General features: G+C 47.0%; 15 protein-coding genes. 7 read left to right on the top strand and 8 right to left on the bottom strand.

Annotated features, from left to right (window positions below; translation table 11 throughout):
* The first annotated feature begins 84 nt into the window (after positions 1-84).
* Positions 85-852 (top strand): sulfite exporter TauE/SafE family protein, encoded by a 768-nt coding sequence (locus MOX91_RS06745; RefSeq protein WP_370397320.1) that lies wholly within the window; start codon positions 85-87, stop codon positions 850-852.
* Positions 853-899: 47 nt separating this feature from the next.
* On the opposite strand, the gene MOX91_RS06750 is transcribed toward MOX91_RS06745, so the two are convergent.
* Positions 900-1,715 carry an alpha/beta hydrolase gene (locus MOX91_RS06750; protein WP_370397321.1) on the bottom strand — a complete coding sequence of 272 codons (816 nt, stop codon included), beginning with the start codon at positions 1,713-1,715 and terminating at the stop codon, positions 900-902.
* 266 nt (positions 1,716-1,981) lie between these two features.
* Here MOX91_RS06750 and MOX91_RS06755 point away from each other — a divergent pair, with 266 nt between their 5' ends.
* Positions 1,982-2,968 (top strand): aldolase catalytic domain-containing protein, encoded by a 987-nt coding sequence (locus MOX91_RS06755; protein WP_370397322.1) that lies wholly within the window; start codon positions 1,982-1,984, stop codon positions 2,966-2,968.
* Positions 2,969-3,004: 36 nt separating this feature from the next.
* On the opposite strand, the gene MOX91_RS06760 is transcribed toward MOX91_RS06755, so the two are convergent.
* Genes MOX91_RS06760 through trkA form a run of 7 tightly spaced genes read right to left on the bottom strand, consistent with a single transcriptional unit; the run spans position 3,005 to position 11,421 of the window.
* Positions 3,005-4,849, bottom strand: a complete 1,845-nt coding sequence (locus MOX91_RS06760) for an LTA synthase family protein (RefSeq protein WP_370397323.1) — start codon at positions 4,847-4,849, stop codon at positions 3,005-3,007.
* Positions 4,850-4,855: 6 nt separating this feature from the next.
* Positions 4,856-5,962 (bottom strand): DNA-processing protein DprA, encoded by a 1,107-nt coding sequence (gene dprA / locus MOX91_RS06765; RefSeq protein ID WP_370397324.1) that lies wholly within the window; start codon positions 5,960-5,962, stop codon positions 4,856-4,858.
* Between the two features lie 3 nt (positions 5,963-5,965).
* Entirely contained in the window at positions 5,966-7,453 is a 1,488-nt protein-coding gene (locus MOX91_RS06770) for an NAD(P)H-hydrate dehydratase (RefSeq protein ID WP_370397325.1), read from the bottom strand.
* 4 nt (positions 7,454-7,457) lie between these two features.
* The gene (gene acpS / locus MOX91_RS06775; protein ID WP_370397326.1) at positions 7,458-7,838 is read right to left on the bottom strand and encodes a holo-ACP synthase; all 381 of its coding nucleotides are present in this window, start codon (positions 7,836-7,838) and stop codon (positions 7,458-7,460) included.
* The gene (locus MOX91_RS06780; protein WP_370397327.1) at positions 7,838-8,590 is read right to left on the bottom strand and encodes a pyridoxine 5'-phosphate synthase; all 753 of its coding nucleotides are present in this window, start codon (positions 8,588-8,590) and stop codon (positions 7,838-7,840) included. Before MOX91_RS06780 ends, acpS begins: the two co-directional genes overlap by 1 nt.
* Positions 8,587-10,065 (bottom strand): TrkH family potassium uptake protein, encoded by a 1,479-nt coding sequence (locus MOX91_RS06785; protein ID WP_370397328.1) that lies wholly within the window; start codon positions 10,063-10,065, stop codon positions 8,587-8,589. The genes MOX91_RS06780 and MOX91_RS06785 overlap by 4 nt, the downstream gene beginning before the upstream one ends.
* A 3-nt stretch (positions 10,066-10,068) precedes the next feature.
* Complete coding sequence (gene trkA / locus MOX91_RS06790) at positions 10,069-11,421, bottom strand: Trk system potassium transporter TrkA (RefSeq protein WP_370397329.1); 1,353 nt, start codon at positions 11,419-11,421, stop codon at positions 10,069-10,071.
* A gap of 121 nt (positions 11,422-11,542) precedes the next feature.
* Between trkA and purE the strand changes: the two genes are divergently transcribed.
* The 5 genes from purE to MOX91_RS06815 all read left to right on the top strand — a co-directional run bounded on the left by purE (position 11,543) and on the right by MOX91_RS06815 (position 16,850).
* Entirely contained in the window at positions 11,543-12,040 is a 498-nt protein-coding gene (gene purE, locus MOX91_RS06795) for a 5-(carboxyamino)imidazole ribonucleotide mutase (RefSeq protein ID WP_370397330.1), read from the top strand.
* Between the two features lies 1 nt (position 12,041).
* Entirely contained in the window at positions 12,042-12,467 is a 426-nt protein-coding gene (gene queF / locus MOX91_RS06800; RefSeq protein ID WP_370397331.1) for a preQ(1) synthase, read from the top strand.
* Positions 12,468-12,469: 2 nt separating this feature from the next.
* Complete coding sequence (locus MOX91_RS06805) at positions 12,470-13,414, top strand: hypothetical protein (protein ID WP_370397332.1); 945 nt, start codon at positions 12,470-12,472, stop codon at positions 13,412-13,414.
* 131 nt (positions 13,415-13,545) lie between these two features.
* On the top strand, positions 13,546-15,474 hold the full coding sequence (locus MOX91_RS06810) for a DUF1553 domain-containing protein (RefSeq protein ID WP_370397333.1): 1,929 nt from the start codon (positions 13,546-13,548) through the stop codon (positions 15,472-15,474).
* Between the two features lie 14 nt (positions 15,475-15,488).
* A complete protein-coding gene (locus tag MOX91_RS06815) occupies positions 15,489-16,850 on the top strand; it encodes a DUF1501 domain-containing protein (RefSeq protein WP_370397334.1) in 1,362 nt (453 codons plus the stop codon).
* The last annotated feature ends 1 nt before the right edge of the window (position 16,851 follow it).

A 16,851-nucleotide genomic window follows, 5' to 3' on the forward strand; every position in this document is an offset into this window, starting at 1 on the left:
CCAGACTGCCACTCTTTGCGATGCTCGTAAAGAAAAAATTATTTACTTGCTCCGCTTGGCAAAAAAAATACCTTGTCTTTTCTTATGGATTGTTTTGATTTTTCCCATCTTGACGGAGATCTCGTGCAAATTTCTTTTCTTTTGATTTGCGGAATTATCGTAGGAATGTCGAAAACGGGGATACAGGGCATCATGACGCTTGCCATTCCCGCGATGGCTCTGGTTTTCGGCGGAAAGGAATCCACGGGAGTAATTTTGCCGATGCTGTGTTTTGCGGATTTGCTTGCGGTTATTTACTACCGCCGCCAAGCCGAATGGAAATACATTTTAAAGCTTCTGCCGACCGCAATCGCGGGTTTTTTCCTCGCGATATGGGTTGACAGCATGATAGACAAGACGATGTTCGGGAAGCTGATGGCACTATCCATTTTTGCGGGATTTTTAGTGATGTTCATAACAAGAAAAAACACCATGGAGGAAAACCAAAAGATATTTTCCAAATGGTGGTGCGCGGCAATTTTTGGAATTTTGGGGGGATTTACCACAATGATTGGCAATGCGGCGGGCCCGATTATGGCGGTTTACCTACTTTCAATGAGGCTTCCGAAATACGCATTTGTGGGAACAAGCGCGTGGTTCTTCCTGATAGTAAACTACCTCAAAATCCCGCTTCAAATTTTTGCATGGAACAACATAACGCCGCAAACATTGGCTCTAAACATAATCGCAATTCCAAGCATATTTTTAGGGGCGTTTTTAGGCGTACTGTTTGTAAAGCATCTTCCCGAAAAAAGCTACCGCGGCTTCATAATATTTATGACGCTTGTTTCAACCCTGCTTTTGCTTTTTTAAGCGCATGCGTAAAAAAAGCGCGGGGAAAATCCCGCGCCATAAAAATTTCAGTTTTTTGAAAAGAATTTTTTGAAGAACAAAATGTTGTAGTCTATGGCGTTATTCCAATAGGCATTGTTGTGAGCACCTGGGCGGGCAAGATAGTCGTGGTCGATTTTCATCTGCAAAAGCTTGTTGTGCAAATTCAAGTTTACCTGGTAGAAAAAGTCCGAAAAGCCGCAGTCAATGTATATCGCAAGCTCCCCGTTTTTCAAGCCGTCCACTTGGTTTATGACGGTATGCGCGTCCCAAACGTCCTTATTGCTTGAATATTCGCCCAAATTTTTCGCCATGTCCCAGTTCTTGGGGAACGGGCGAATGTCAACTCCGCCGCTGATTGCACCCGCCGCGCCAAAAACGTCCTTGTGCCTCAACGCAAGCCACATCGCGCCGTGCCCGCCCATGCTAAGACCTGCAATCGCCCTGCCCTTCGGGCTTTTGATTGTGCGGTATGAGCTGTCGATAAAATCAACAAGCTCTTTTGCCACATAAGTTTCATACTTTAAATTTTGATTTACGGGGCTGTCCCAATACCAACTCGTAGCTCCATCGGGCAAAACGAAAATCACCTGGTTTGAAGTGGCAAGTTCGGGCAGGTTCGGCTTTATGTGGTACCATGTTTGATAGTTGCCGCCAAAGCCGTGCAAAAGATAAATCACAGGATAGCTCTTGCCCGATTTTTCGTAATCGTCGGGAAGAATTACAAGGGCGGGAATTTCCTTTTTCATGACGTCGCTTTTTGCCGCCACGGTAATCGGAGCTTTTGCAAAAAGAGAGCCTGTTAAAATTGAAAATAATACGAGTATTGCTGCAAGCGTTTTCATAAATTCGAATATTTTTCAAAATACGGCTCTTTCGGCAAGAAAAATAAAACATCAAAAAATTGCTTGACTTCATCTAAAAAAATTCGATTTATAGAAAATATTATGAATATCAACGCGCAGTCGTTTGCTTTTAGCTTTTACTTTTATTACGGTAGAAAGGTCAAGTTCTAACGGCAGACGGTTATACGCATATTAAATTCATAAAACCCGGACGTTAGAACAAGCGTTCGGGTTTTTTATTTTACCAAACACAAATCTCAAAAATCATGAATACAAACAAAAGCCTAAGCGACCTCGCCTCCTCAAACAGGCAAACTCCGCTTAACATACTGGACTGCACCATAAGAGACGGCGGCCTCATGAACGACAGCCGTTTTGACGACAAAGTCGTGCGCGCCATTTACGACTGCTGCGCCGACAGCGGAATAAATTATATGGAAATCGGCTTCAAAAACTCAAAGAAGCTCTACTCCCCCGACAAATACGGCGCGTGGAGATTTTGCGATGAAAGCGACATCCTGCGGATTATTGGAGACAGCAAGCGCGAGGTAAAGCTCGCGGCGATGGCGGATACAGGAAAATCCGACTACAAAACGGACATTCTGCCAAAGGACAAATCGCCCATTGACCTAATCCGCGTCGCCTGCTACTCGCACCAGATAAATGACGCGCTCGACATGGTAAAAGACGCGAAGGACAAAGGCTACGAAGTTTCGCTAAACCTCATGGCAATCTGCGCCTTGAAGGAAAGCGAACTTAGCAGGGATTTGGAAATTTTAAGCGAATCCGACGCCGACATAATCTACCTTATGGATTCCTTCGGCTCGCTCTTCTGCGAAAACGTGCGCTACCTGATGGAAAAATACCGCCGCAGCCTCTCCGCCGCGGGAAAGAAAATAGGATTCCACGCCCACAACAACTTACAGCTTGCATTCGCAAAGTCGATAGAAGCGGTTGAGTGCGGAGTCGATTTCATAGACGCAACCATGGCGGGTCTTGGAAGAGGCGCGGGCAACTGCGCAATGGAGCTTATGCTCGGATATGTCGGAAGAGACGTCCGCCCAAGCTTAAAATGCGTGCAAAACCATATAGAGCCGATGCGCGAAAAACTCGGCTGGGGCTTTGCGAACTCCTACATGATTACGGGCTTTTTAAACGAACACCCGAGAGATGCAATGGCGTACCAGGAAGCTGAAACGCAAACCGACATAACCGAATTTTTCGACAATATGCTATCTAAAAAAGCGCAATAAAAAACAATGCCGAAGATTAAAAACTTCGGCGTTTTTTTATTTCTCTTTGGGAAGCTCTTCGCTGTTTTTTGAGCGGTAATAGGCAAGCGCGTGGTACCTGCGGGCAAGTTCGCGCATTTTTTCGGGGCAGTCGGAAGATGAAAGCCCGATTATTTTGCCGTCCGAAACAATGGCTTTGACGTATAACGGCGGAACTTTGCGGGATTTCTCAAACATCGACTCGCCCCAAGTTTTGTATTCAAACCCCTTCGGGGCAATCATTTCCACAAGAGTGGGAAAGATGTCCAAATGCTTTGCGAAATCTTTTTCAAAAGCGATGTCCTGAACGCCGCGCCCCGCAAATATAATCGGCACGACATGGTCAAATTCGTCAATTTTTCTGATTTTTTCGGGCTTGTAGCGAGAGGGATGGTCTCCCGTAACCACGAATATCGAATCGGGATACTTTTTCAGCATTTTTTCAATGAAAATTCCCAGATATTTGTCAGTGTACCAGGCATGCCAAATTTTGTTGTCGTCTTCGCTCTTCAAAACCGCAGGACAATTTTCCGCCTTTAAATCGACGTCGTAAGGCTGATGGTTTGAAACCGTCAAAACCATATTGAACGAATTTTCGGGGATTTCGGATTTTTCAATAAACTCAAACAAATCCCTGTCGCGCACGCCCCATTCGACCGTGCCGAAAACATCGCCCATTTTTTCACCGCCCACAACCCTGTCAAAGCCCATAAAAGAGGCAAATTCTCCAAGCCTGAGCCAAGTGCTCTGCCCTCCGTAATAGAAGGTTGAAGAATAGCCGAGACGCTTCATAAACTTCGCAAACGCAAAATCGTCCGTTTTCTTCAAAACGCCCTCAACTGAAATTCCGCAATAAGGAATGCCGCTTATTATCGACGAAACCGTCGCCATTGTTCCGTTTCCGGAAGGGAATGAGCGTCTTGAAAACACGGAATTTTCAAGCAGTTTTTTTGTGTTCGGAATGATGTCGTAATCGGGTAAATCTTCAATCAGGGGCCATGCGGAGTGGCTTTCGCATATTATGACGAAAATGCGCGAAGGTCTTTCAATCAATGCGCCCTTTGAAACCCTCTTTAAAGGCTCGTCAATCGTCTTGAATTCTCCCCCGAAAACGCTGTTTAGAAAATGCGGCAAATCCTTTTCTCTTGCGTTGAAGTTTTTAAGCCCGCCAGAAAGCTTTGCCGTCAAAAACCTGAAAACTTCCTCTTTCAGGCAATATGCGGAAGTCGGTATTAAGTTATTCATGTGCTCGTCGGCAGTTACGGCAATATCGCGAACCTGCAAGGGTCTGCCTGAAATTCTCACACCGCGCAAAAGCACAAACAGCAAAAACACATAAGCCGCGCAAAACAACACTGATTTTTTAAGCGGAAGCCTTTCAGATTTTTCCGACTTTTTGCCGAAAACCGCATTTACAAAAAATACCAGTGCCGCAAAGAAGGCTCCAAATCCCAAAATCATTAAAGACTCGGGATACTGTTCTTTTATCGTGTTAAAAATTGCCCCTGCGTCGTCAAAGAAAATTCCGAAAATCCAAAAATTGAACTGGCTCTTGTACTCGAAAAAATAGCAGACGTTTAAGACCGCAAGCGAAGCGGCAACCATTATGGCCAAAACCGCATATGTTTTTTTAAGCCTTAAAAATTCCCTGCCTGAAAACATGCCGGCGATTGTAATTACGGCTGTCGGCAAAATGAAATACGCCGCCGACATAAAATCGAACTGAAGCGAGCGTTTTATCCACGCAAGCGTAATCCTGCTTTCCTCAAATTCGGAAAAAATAAAATAAATCGAAAGCCTGCCAAGGCAAAAAACCAAGGCTATTATTACAAACAGAATTGCGTCTCTTTTCAAATTTTTCATGTATGCTTAAATATTTTTCTCCCACCTGCCGTCCGCGCGCTTTTTCACGGCTTTTGAAAGCTCCAAAGAAAGCATTACAGACAAGACTTCGGGCATGGAAAGCTTTGCAAGAACCGAAATCTCGTCTGCCGCCAAAGCGTCCCCCTTCGATAAAACAGAATAAACGGAAGCCTCCGCCGAGCCTTCCTCGAAATTAAACTTTTTCGCGTTTTCGGAATTTCTAAGCCCAAGCTCAAACTGCCCCGCATAGCCTAACTCGCTTGCTATGTCTTCAACGCAGGTTGCAAGGCGCGCGCCCTCGCTTATCATGAGGTGGCACCCCGCGCTTGTGGGCGAATCTATGCGCCCGGGAATTGCAAAGACGTCCCTTCCGTTATCGCACGCAAGGCGCGCCGTAATCATTCCGCCGCCCCTTATGTCGCTTTCGACAAGCAATGTTGCGGAAGTCATGCCCGCAATTATGCGGTTTCGCATGGGGAAAGTCTGGCGGTCGGCGCGGGTGCCGAACGGATATTCCGAAATTACCGCGCCTGTTTCGATTATCCTGCGGTACAAATCCACATTTTCAGGCGGATAAACAATGTCGATGCCGCACCCTAAAACAGCGACGGTTTTCGCCTTTACATCAAGCGCGCCCTGATGCGCAAAGCTGTCTATTCCGCGGGCAAGACCGCTTACCACCGTCAAGCCCAAAGAGCCAAGCCCCGCACCGAATTTCCTCGCAACCAAAGAGCCGTATATGCTGCAGTTTCTGCACCCGACTATTGCAATGGAAGGAGCGTTCAAATCTGCGTTTCCCGCAACATAAAGCCCTACGGGGGCGTCGTAAATCGTGCGCAAGAGCTGCGGATACCGCCCGTCGTCAATGCAAACATAGTCGGCATTGAAAGCCTTTAACTTGCGCTTTGCTAAATCTATGTCAACCTTGTCCCTACCCTCAACAAAGGCGTCGGCGATTTTAGCCCCAACCCTTTCAAGCTGCATTACGTCTGACCTCGAAGCCTTCAAGGCGTCTATCGGAGAGCCGAATTTTGAAATCAGCTTTTTGATGGTGGTTGCCCCGACATTCGGAATTAACGACAGCCTCAAATAACTTTCTGCCAAATCTGTCATAAACTAAAAAATCTCCCTGAAAAAATCGAACGCGCAGCTCGAAGAATATGCGTTTTCACCGTATTTTAAACAAGCTTTTTCGGCAATTTTTCCCGCGATGAAAGCCGCCGCGCACCCTGACTCAAACGGGGTAAAATCCAAATCCGCTCTCGCCAACAATCCGCCTGCAATGCCCGCCAAAATGTCTCCGCTTCCCGCGCGGGAAAGTATTGGCGAACCCGAAATGTTAAACGCAAAATTTGATCCGTCCGCAATTCTCGACAATTCCGACTTCAAAAGAATCGCAATTTTTCTTGACTTCGAAAAATCCGACAAGCCACCGTCATCAACAGACCTTGCAACTCTCAAAAACTCTCCGTGGTGGGGAGTAATCAACGTTCTGTTTTCCTTCGCACTTGCGATTACCGATTTTGAAATTGCATCGGCATCGAGAACAACTTTCGCCTCCGTATGCCTTAAAACTTCCGAAACCAACGCCAATGTTTCGGGATTGCCTGAAAGCCCCGAACCCGCCAAAACGGCAGTTTCCTTTCCCGCGCGCTCCCTGAAAAGAGAAAACGTTTCAAGAGACAAAGAGCCGTCTTCGGTTGTCGGGCACGGAATCCAAATCGCGGCAGGCTCGGCGGCGGCAAACGACGGCGCAAGGTTTTCGGGAACAAACGCGCTGACAAGCCCCACCCCGCTTCTTATTGCCGCCTTAACATTCATTAAAGCCGCGCCCGCATAGTTTCTCGACCCCGCAAAAACAAACAAATGCCCGTAGCTTCGCTTGTCGGAACAGACATTGCGAAGTTTTAAAAGCGGCTTTAAAACCCTTTCGCTTACAATCGATTTTTTTGTTTTAAGATTAGGTAAAAATCCCAAGTCGGCATATCGAAGCCTGCCGGCAATACCCCTGTTTTCAGGATTGAAAAGAGGTGCTTTCGCAATGCCCGCCATTACGCACAAATCGCTTTTAAAAACCGCGCCGCAAGGCTCGTCCGACATTCCCGCAGGCAAATCAACGCTGACTTTCAGCTTTGCGGAAAGCGCGTTTGCGGACACAATCGCCCTTTCCAACCCCTTGCGAAGCGGAGGTTTTAAACTCATGCCCGCAAGCCCTTCCAAAACCAAATCGTATTCCCCTGAAATTTCAGAAACTTCAAAAACCGAATTTTTGAAAGAAAACAATTCGCCGCAAATTTTTTGCGTATTGGGCTTTAACCTGTTTTTATCCGTAAAAAACACGTCGATTTTTGAAGACGGCAGCCTGTTTAAAATTTCCAGTGCCGCGCCAAGAGCGTCGCCGCCGTTATGCCCCGAACCCGACAGCACAAGGATTTTAGGAGAAGCTTCCAAAATCCTGCCAAATTCCCCTAAAACAATTTCTGCAATTTTTTTTGAGGCTTGGCGCATTGCAAAAAGCTCCTTTTCGACGTCGCCCTTAAAGAAATCCGCCTCAAACTCCGCGCTTTCTTTGCAGGTTAAAATGCTGTCGCAAAAATTTTCCATAAAGCTATTCCTCGGCAATGGCGATTGCCTCCGCGTAATCTTTCAAATGCGTTATGCTTATTAAAATTTTGGAAGCCCCGATTTCTTTAAGACGCTTTGCGGCGGCATCGCCAAGCACCGCGCACGGCGCGCCGTTTTCGCCGTTTTTTACCCCAACGCTTTTTGGCGTAATTCCGCCGCTAAAACCCGTGCCGAGAGCCTTCACAATAGCCTCTTTCGCGGCAAACCTCGCCGCATAGTGGATGTCGGGAGACTTGAATTTCCCGCAGTAATCAATTTCAAAATCGCAAAAATTGCGCTTCAAAAATTCGTCGCCGTAGCGAAGGCGCATCGAGGCAATTCTCGCAACGTCAACCAAGTCTATGCCAACACCTACCGCCGACATTATTTAAGAAGCTCCTTCATTCGGCGCACCGCCTCTTCAAATCCGCAAACAAGAGCCTGTGAAACTATCGTATGGCCTATGTTAAGCTCGTTAAACCCGCCCAAGGCAACGATTTTGGAAACATTAACATAGTTTAAGCCGTGCCCTGCGTTGACGGTCAAGCCAATAGACCTTGCAAATTCCACCGCGTTTTTTATCCGCAAAAACTCCTCTTCAAATTTTTTAGGGTTTCCCCATGCGTTCGCGTATGCCCCCGTATGCAGTTCTATTACGGGAGAGCCTATTTCCTTTGCCGCCTCTATCTGCTTGAAGTCGGGGTCGATGAAAAGCGAGCAGACGACGCCGATATCAGATAGCGCGGAAACAGTTTCAGAAACTTTTGCGCGGTGCAAAACGACGTCCAAACCGCCCTCTGTGGTGACCTCCAAACGGTTTTCGGGAACCAAGCAGGCGTAGTCGGGACGCACTTTCAAGGCGACTTTCAATACGCCTTCCGCGCAAGCCATCTCCATGTTAAGAGGCACTGAAATATTCTCGCGCAAATTAAACAAATCTGCGTCCGTCATGTGCCTGCGATCCTCGCGCAAATGGGCTGTGATGGAATCTGCGCCGCCCTTTTGGGCAAGTCGGGCAAGCTCCAAAATGTCGGGTTCTACCACGATTTTGGAATTTGCGCAGACATCGCGATAGCGCGCCTGGCGCAGAGTCGCGCCATGGTCTATGTTCACTCCTAATTTAACTCTGTTTTTCATTTGAAATTTCTCCATAGCGAAGGCATGAAAAGAGCCAAAACCGCATAAAATTCAAGCCTGCCCATAATCATTATTATCGACAACAAAAATTTGGATGAAGGGCTTAAAAATCCGAATGTCTGCGTCGGCGAAGTCTCGTTAAGCCCGGGACCTATGTTCGATATTGCGGAAACAACCGTGGAAAGGCATCCTCCAAAAGACATCTTAGGCTCCATTGCCGAAAGCATTATCATTCCCAAAATCGCAATTACGGCATATAGCGACACAAACGACAAAATGTCGCGCACCTGCGAATCATACATTGCCTTTCCGTTCATACGCACCAACCGCACGACGTTGGGCCTAAACGACTTTTCAATATCGTTTAAACCGATTTTTACAAGCGCAAGAGCCCTGAAAATTTTCAGCCCTCCCGAAGTCGAACCCGAACAAGCTCCCGTCACAAACATAAAGAAAACCAAAACGTGCGTGATAGGAAGCCACGTCTGGTAGTCGATGTCGGCAAATCCCGTTGAAGTTATTATTGAAACGACCGTAAACATTGAATCGGTCATATTTTTAAACAGTTTCGCAAAGCCGAAATGCCCGAAATCCGCCGTGGATAAAAATATGCCGGCAGCCAGCATCAAAACTATCGCGGCATAGACTTTGAGCTCGCTGTTTTGCAAGACTTCCCTGAACTTGCCTTTTAAAATCATTATTATGACGGCGAAATTCATACCGCCTATAAACATGAAAACAATGGCAATCCATTTGATTGAAACAGACGGGTAAGCCGAAAAGCTGTTGTTTTTAACGCTGAATCCGCCTGTCGAAACCGTCGTCATCATGTGGCAAACAGCCTCGAACATCGGCATTTTTGCAATATAGTAGGCAAAACAGCAGAGAGCCGACAAGCCGACATACAAGGCAATTATCCTGAAAACCTTGCTTTGCAGCCTTTCGCCGTCAATCATGGAGGCGTCCCTGTTCGACTCGCTCAAATAAATCGCCTTTGCACCCGTGCCAAGAGACGACAAAAGCGCGACGAAGAAAATGACGACGCCCAAGCCACCTATCCACTGGGTTAACGCCCTCCAAAACAAAATGCTTTTGGGGAAAGACTCCACATTGCCGAAAACGCTCGCCCCCGTTGACGTAAATCCGCTTACAGACTCGAAAAAAGCGTCCGAAAAACCGCAATTTAAAATCAAGAGATATGGCGTAGACCCCAAAATCGAGCATAAAATCCACCCAAGACCTACAACGCACAAGGCTTCTTTTCTGAATATCTTTTTTGACGAATTTCTTGCGGGCAAATAAAATATCGCGCTGAAAACCACGGCGATTGCAACAGACGCAATCCAAGATTCGTACGCCCCCGCCTCAACTGCGTTTTCAGAATAGTACATGGAAACGCACAAAGCCGCCCCGAATGCGACTGAAATTGTCGCAAATATGATAGAAAGCAGCTTGAATATTATTGAGTAGTTCATTTTTCAGCCCACCAAAAGAGAGACCAGTTTTTTGACGTTCTCTTTGGACGATATGGCAATCAGCCTGTCCCCCGCGCTTATGACATCGTTTGCGGAGGGAACTTTTGAAGTGTTTTTGTGCATCAAAGCGGCGATTATGCAGCCGTGGGGCAGGTTTGCCTCGAATATTCTCTTGCCTGCGCACTTGCTGTTTTCCGAAACCCTGACTTCGATAAGCTCGACGTTTTCATCGTCAAGCTTACCGACTTTCGCGTACTTTTCCTTTGAAAGATACCTGAAAATTTCGGACGCCGTCACCCTTCGCGGAGAAAGCACCAAGTCAAGCCCCATGATTTCAGACATATTGCTTAAAACAGCTTCGTAGTCGGGCTTGTTTATGGTAAGGTGAATGTGCTTTACGCCAAGCTTTTTGGCTTGAAGCCCGGTCATGATATTTTCCTCGTCGTCGCGCGTGCAGGCGACGAAGTAGTCGGCGTCTCCTATGTCTTCTTCTTCCAAGAGTTTAAGAGAGGTTGCCGTGCCGTTTATAACCGTTATTTTCGGAAAATTTTCGGCAATGGACTTGCACAAATTCAAGTCGGGCTCGATAATCCTTACTTGAAAGCGCGGATGCGACAAAAGCCTCGCAAGAGAAATTGCGATGTCTGTTGCGCCGTAAATCACTACACTTGTTTTCGGGAGCGATTTTTCGCCCGTGAAAATTCTGCTTTTCTCAAAAAGATTTCGGGAAGAGCCCAAAACCGTCACAATGTCGCCCTCGCAAAGTTTGGTGTCGGCAGTGGCGATAAACATTTTGCCGCCGCGCTGAACGTAGCCGACCCTCATTTCATCGGGAAATTTTATGTCGCGCAAAGGCTTTCCGAGAAGTTTCGACTCCGCCGCGACTTCAACCCTCTGCACTTCGATTTCCCCCCTCGCGAAATCTTCGACCGCAACGCGCTCGGGATTGCGTATCGCCTTGGCAAATTCCACCGCGCAAAGAGCCTCGGGATTTAAAAGGTAGTCGATGTTGAAATAGTCCTGATAGTTTAAAACGGAATTGTCGGCGTAAACCTGGTCGTGAATTCTGGCGGCGGTGAATTTTGCGCCGAGCTTGCTTGCTATCGCGCAGGCAACTATGTTTATCTGGTCGTGCGATGTCATCGCCAAAAAGAAGTCGCAAGAGCCCGCGCCCGCGCTTTTCAACACTTTTGCGGAAGCTCCGTTTCCCGCAACCACGCGCACGTCCTGCTCTTCTTCGAGGCTCAAAGCCGTCTCTTCGGAAGTTTCTATCAAAGTTACGTCATCGTCCCTCTCGCTCAAAAGCTGGGATAAATACCTGCCGACTTCGCCTGCGCCTACTATTACAATTTTCATTTTATAAAAAATTTACGCTTTAACCTATCAAAGAAACTCCGTTAAGAAAAGCTTTTTATTTGACCCGCAAAAGCGGATTATTTTGCTTGCAAACATCGCCTTTGATTTAAAAATAAACCCCATGTTAAACGAAAAAAATCCTGAAGTCCTTATTATAATGGGTAGCAAAAGCGATTGGGAAACAATGCAGCACTGCGCCAAAACCCTCGACAATTTAGGCATTGCCTACGACCGCGCAATAGCGTCGGCGCACCGCACGCCCGCAAAGGCGGAAGAGCTTGCCCGCACTGCGGAAGGGCGCGGAGTAAAGGTAATCATTGCAGCCGCGGGAGGCGCCGCGCACCTTGCGGGCGTCCTGGCCTCGCAAACGCATCTTCCCATCTTGGGAGTTCCCATGAAGGGCTGGGCATTAGACGGCTTGGATTCGCTTCTTTCAACAGTCCAAATGCCGAGAGGCGTTCCCGTAATGACTTTTGCAATCGGCAAGGCGGGGGCGGTAAACGCCGCAGTCGCGGCACTGCAAATCCTCGCGCTTTCAAACGCCGACAGGCGCAAAACCCTGATTGAGTTCAGGGAAAGGCAGACGCAAGAAGTTCTATCCGCAAAATTTGAAGACTAATATGGCAAAATCAACGTCGGAAAGAAAATCAAAGAAAAATGAATTTGGCTTGAAACTGCTGGGCAAAAAGCTGAACAAGCCCTCCAAAATTCTCGAAACATTCCCAAACCGCGACAAAAACCGCAAATACGCCGTCGAGCTTACGACAGACGAATTTACCTGCCTTTGCCCCATTACGGGACAGCCCGATTTCGCAAAAATCACAATCCGTTATATCCCGAACGAAAAGATTGTGGAAAGCAAGTCGCTTAAATTCTACCTTTGGAGTTTCCGAAACGAGGGATGCTTCCATGAACATGTTGTAAACGTCATTTTAAACGACTTGGTTTCGGCAATGCAGCCACACTGGTGCGAAGTTGAAGGCATTTTCAATGCAAGAGGCGGTATCGCGATAAAAGTCAACGCCGAACACGGAAAAAAGGAATAAAAATGAAACTGAAAACCTTGATGATTTTTTTGTTCGCCCTTCCCTTTTCACTTTCATACGCGGAAAAAATAACAGCGGAAAGCTACGCATTCCCGTATGTCTTGAAAATCGACTCAAAAGACGTGGTGTCCAAAAATTCGATAACCCTGTCCCGCGCAAATTTTGAAAATCCAAACACAAACCGCGCGATAAAAGACGCCCTTTTTGCAATCCTAAACCAGACGGAAAACTTCGACAACCACATCTTGGACCCAAAGGACATAAAGAAGGCAAAATCATTTTTAAAAAGGCTTGGCGACCCCAAAAAAGCTCTGATAACAAACTGCGTTTTTTGGAATCCCAAAAGCGACGCACTGGCTTTCTTTAAAAGCCCCGAAAGCAAGTTGCGCCCCGACATGAACTACTTTGCCTTAAAACTCGACGGCGGAATTTGGAAGTGGGACGTATCCGCAAAAAACAACCTTATTTCAATACTGTCCGAATCGGTGAGAAACGCCAATCCATCGCGTTCAAACAACGAGCCGTTTTATTCCGACATCGAATTTATCGACATATCAAACGGCAAAAACGCGGACTTGCCCGTGCTGAAATTTTACAAGGAAGCGCAAGCTGAATTTTACAGGCTTAACCTGCCCGCATACGCTGAAATAATGACGCCTAAATCGAGAGAAGTCTATACCGCGCAATATCTTTCAATGACTTTGGACGAACAGAAAGACGCGCTTAAAGAATACATAACATACCATAAAAAGTTTAAATTCATAGCAAAGTTCAATGAAGCTTATGTCATCGTGTTCACGCGCGAAAAAGACGGCAAAATAAACTCCTATGACGCCGCGTTCATAATCGAAAAAGACGGCAAATTTATGCTCGCCAATTTCGGGCAAAACCAGGGCTTTGTAGCCGACATGCTTATTTCCATAGCGCGCCGCAGCGCGGAAAAATAAGAAAGTGCAAATTTCTATTTCACGCCGCAAGAAAAAATTGCGGCGTTTTTTGTCTTGCCATTTCAAAATTGATTTAAAAAATAAAATGAAACTTTTTTAGCAATCGGGCGTTTTATTTTTACAAACACACTATGTTGAAAAAAGCATTCAGGGGGATTTTTTTCGGAATATCGATGGCAGCCATCGCGGTATGCCCCGAAGCCTCTTTGTTCGCGCAAAAGAATAATTTGGGCGAAAATCAAAACGGCGCAAAATCCGAAAAAAAATCAAACATTCTGCGCCTTGAAATCAAGGCAAAAGAAAATCTTTTAACTGTGGGTGTTCCGTCTAAAATTACAATCACCGCCCATTTTAAAGACGGAAGCCCTCCGCAAGACATTACAAGCACAGCAAAAATCAAACCAAGCGCGGACTTGGAAATCGAAAACGGCGCAATTACGGCAAGAAAGGCGGGGTTTCATACGCTGAACGCCTCGCATGAAAGGACATTTGTCTCTGCGGCATTTTACGCAAAAAACGAAACGCCAAAGACCTCTGTAAAAAAATCGAATAAAGCAAAAAAGGCAACTCCGCGTTCGCCGTCAAAAATCGATACATTCATAAACGAAAATTTAGAAATTTGCGAAGTTGAACCCTCCGAAAAATGTTCCGACGGCGAATTTTTAAGGCGGCTTTACCTTGACGCAACGGGACTTCTGCCTGACGCAAAAACAGCCGAAGATTTTTTGAAGAGCCAAGACAAGGCAAAGCGCGAAAAGGCGGTTAATAAAGTTATGGGTTCACCCGAATTTTTGGATATGCTTTCAATGCGCCTTTCCGATGTTCTGCGCATAAAAAGCGAATTTCCAAGCAACCTCTGGCCAAACGCCGCGCAAGCTTACCACACTTGGATAAGAGATTCGCTTGAAAGCGGCGTTCCATATGACATTTTGGCGCGGGAAATGTTGCTTTCGTCGGGAAGCAACTTCAAAAATCCGCCCGTGAATTTTTATAGAGCCGTAAACGAAAAGAACGCGGAAAATTTCGCCGAAGCCGCCGCCCTCGTATTCATGGGAGTGCGCACAAACTGCGTCAAATGCCACCCCCACCCCGAAGAATCATGGACGGAAGAGGACGGCAAAAAGTTCGCCGCAATTTTCAAGCACCTGTCGTTTAAAAAATCAAAGGAATGGAAAGAGGAAATACTGACCTTTGACATACCCGGCAAAAATCCCCAAGAATTTCAAATATTCGGCGAAAAAATAACTTCGGAAGCAGGAAAAGACCCGCGCGAAGCCTTCGTAAAATGGCTTACCGACGAGAAAAATCCGTACTTTGCGAAAATCGCCGTAAACAGGATTTGGCACTGGATTTTCGGCGCGGGAATTACAAACCCTGCCGACGACCTGCGCCCAAACAAAATTTCGTCAAATCCTAAACTTGAAAAATATCTTGAAGACGTCTTCGTAAAATCGGGCTACGACTTAAAGGCGGTATTTAAGGAAATATTTTTATCTGACGCCTACTCGCGCTCAAGCCGCACAAATCCATCAAACGCAAACGACGACACCCTGTTTTCGCGCCACATTCCCGCGCGGCTTGATGCGGAGAGCTTAAACGACATAATTAGCGGAATTTTCGGAGTTTACCAGCCGTTTAAAAGCATAACGCCCGAACCCTACGCGTTCTGGCCCGAAGATTTCAGGGCAATCCAACTGCACGACGGCAGTGTTTCAAACCCGTTTTTAACCCTGTTTGGGAAACCGGGCAGAAATTCGTCGCACCTAAACGACCGCTCAAACAAGCTTTCCATGCAGCAGATTTTGCACTTGCTCGGCTCTTCAAACATAAATTCGAAGCTCGACAAGTCGCAATTTTTAAAAGACCTCGCAAAACAGCCAATTCCGCCGCACAAAAAAATAACAACCCTCTATTTGACTTTTCTTACAAGATTTCCCACACAAAAAGAGCTCGATGCGTCAAAAAAATATTTGGAAGAAAACGCAAAAACGACTTACGAAGGCTTAAAAGACATCGCTTGGGCGCTAATAAACACAAAGGAATTTCTATTTAAACTCTAACGCAAGGCTAAAAAATGAACACCCAATATTTATGCTCGCGCCGCGATTTCATTAAATTCGGCGCGGTGACAGCGGCGGGGCTTGCACTAAACCGCCTTTTAAGCCCGTCTCTTTTGGCGATGGACGCCCCTGCGCAAACGCCCAAGGCAAAGGCGGTAATTTCAATTTTCCTTGCGGGAGGTCCGTGCCACATCGACACTTTCGACCCAAAGCCCGAAGCTGCAAGCGGCATAATCGGCCCATATACGAAAATATGCCCGACCAATGTTGACGGCATAGTAATTTCCCAAACAATGCCGCTTACCGCTAAGTGCGCCGACAAATATTCAATCATTCGCGGAATGACCCACAAGGACAACTCGCACGAAGTTTCAACCTACATGATGCTTTCGGGTGTTCCCGCAGGCGGGGAATTGGTGTACCCTTCGATGGGCTCAATCATTTCATCAAAAGTCGCAAGAAAATCGGGAGCGGATCTTCCCGCATTCATCTCAATCATGGATCCCTATTCAAGGTTTGACGAATCAGGATTTATCGGCGAAAGCGGAAGGTCGTTTGCGGCGTCGGGCATAATTTCGCGCGCGGATTTGGAGCTTGAAAACAAGAAAAAGCCTCGCCCATCGAAATTAAAAAACGACGCAATGCGCATACAATCGCGCAGAGACTTGCTTTCAGCCCTCGACAATCTTGCCGAACTTCCCACGCAGGAAATGCAAAACGCGGACTCCCAACGGCAGACGGCGTTTTCAATGCTGGCAGGCAACGGAAAAAAGGCTTTCGACTTGTCGCTTGAGCCGCAAAAAACTCGCGAAGCCTATGGAACGGCAAAAAGCGGAGCCGAAAAGTACTACGGACAGCAGCTCCTGCTTGCGAGAAGGCTCGTCGAAGCGGGAGCGACTTATGTAAACGTAATGCTCCACGGCTGGGACACGCACAAAAAGCACTTTGAGGCGATGTCAACACTTCTGCCCGCTCTCGACAAGGCTTACGCCGCGTTAATAAACGACCTCGATGAACGCGGGCTTCTAAAAACAACAATCGTAACGCTAGGCGGAGAGTTCGGCAGAACTCCAAAAATCATGTATAACACCCCTTGGATGGGCGGGCGCAACCACTTTGGGGCGGCATTCAGCTGGCTTGTCGCAGGAGGCGGCTTCAAGGGCGGAAACGTTGTCGGAAAGACCGACGAGACAGGCTCAAACGTAGTAGAACGCCCCGTATATCCATGGGATTTGAGCGCGAGCATTTACGCGCTTGCGGGCGTTGATACAAATTCTCCTCTCCCCCACCCGACGGGCTGTGTAGCGAAGGTCGTCCCCGCTGAAGTCGGCGAAAAAGATTCGGGCGGAATGCTTTCAGAAATTATGGAAATTTGAT

It is taken from the genome of Intestinicryptomonas porci (assembly GCF_033971905.1).
Taxonomy (GTDB): Bacteria; Verrucomicrobiota; Verrucomicrobiia; order Opitutales; family Intestinicryptomonadaceae; genus Intestinicryptomonas; species Intestinicryptomonas porci.

Bases quoted from the DNA above. Each gene is read 5' to 3' on its own strand.
- purE (WP_370397330.1), top strand. From the start codon at position 11,543: ATGTTAAACGAAAAAAATCCTGAAGTCCTTATTATAATGGGTAGCAAA.
- MOX91_RS06785 (WP_370397328.1), bottom strand. From the start codon at position 10,065: ATGAACTACTCAATAATATTCAAGCTGCTTTCTATCATATTTGCGACA.
- MOX91_RS06815 (WP_370397334.1), top strand. From the start codon at position 15,489: ATGAACACCCAATATTTATGCTCGCGCCGCGATTTCATTAAATTCGGC.
- MOX91_RS06750 (WP_370397321.1), bottom strand. From the start codon at position 1,715: ATGAAAACGCTTGCAGCAATACTCGTATTATTTTCAATTTTAACAGGC.
- MOX91_RS06745 (WP_370397320.1), top strand. From the start codon at position 85: ATGGATTGTTTTGATTTTTCCCATCTTGACGGAGATCTCGTGCAAATT.
- acpS (WP_370397326.1), bottom strand. From the start codon at position 7,838: ATGTCGGCGGTAGGTGTTGGCATAGACTTGGTTGACGTTGCGAGAATT.
- MOX91_RS06805 (WP_370397332.1), top strand. From the start codon at position 12,470: ATGAAACTGAAAACCTTGATGATTTTTTTGTTCGCCCTTCCCTTTTCA.
- MOX91_RS06760 (WP_370397323.1), bottom strand. From the start codon at position 4,849: ATGAAAAATTTGAAAAGAGACGCAATTCTGTTTGTAATAATAGCCTTG.
- MOX91_RS06810 (WP_370397333.1), top strand. From the start codon at position 13,546: ATGTTGAAAAAAGCATTCAGGGGGATTTTTTTCGGAATATCGATGGCA.
- MOX91_RS06770 (WP_370397325.1), bottom strand. From the start codon at position 7,453: ATGGAAAATTTTTGCGACAGCATTTTAACCTGCAAAGAAAGCGCGGAG.
- MOX91_RS06780 (WP_370397327.1), bottom strand. From the start codon at position 8,590: ATGAAAAACAGAGTTAAATTAGGAGTGAACATAGACCATGGCGCGACT.
- queF (WP_370397331.1), top strand. From the start codon at position 12,042: ATGGCAAAATCAACGTCGGAAAGAAAATCAAAGAAAAATGAATTTGGC.
- trkA (WP_370397329.1), bottom strand. From the start codon at position 11,421: ATGAAAATTGTAATAGTAGGCGCAGGCGAAGTCGGCAGGTATTTATCC.
- dprA (WP_370397324.1), bottom strand. From the start codon at position 5,962: ATGACAGATTTGGCAGAAAGTTATTTGAGGCTGTCGTTAATTCCGAAT.
- MOX91_RS06755 (WP_370397322.1), top strand. From the start codon at position 1,982: ATGAATACAAACAAAAGCCTAAGCGACCTCGCCTCCTCAAACAGGCAA.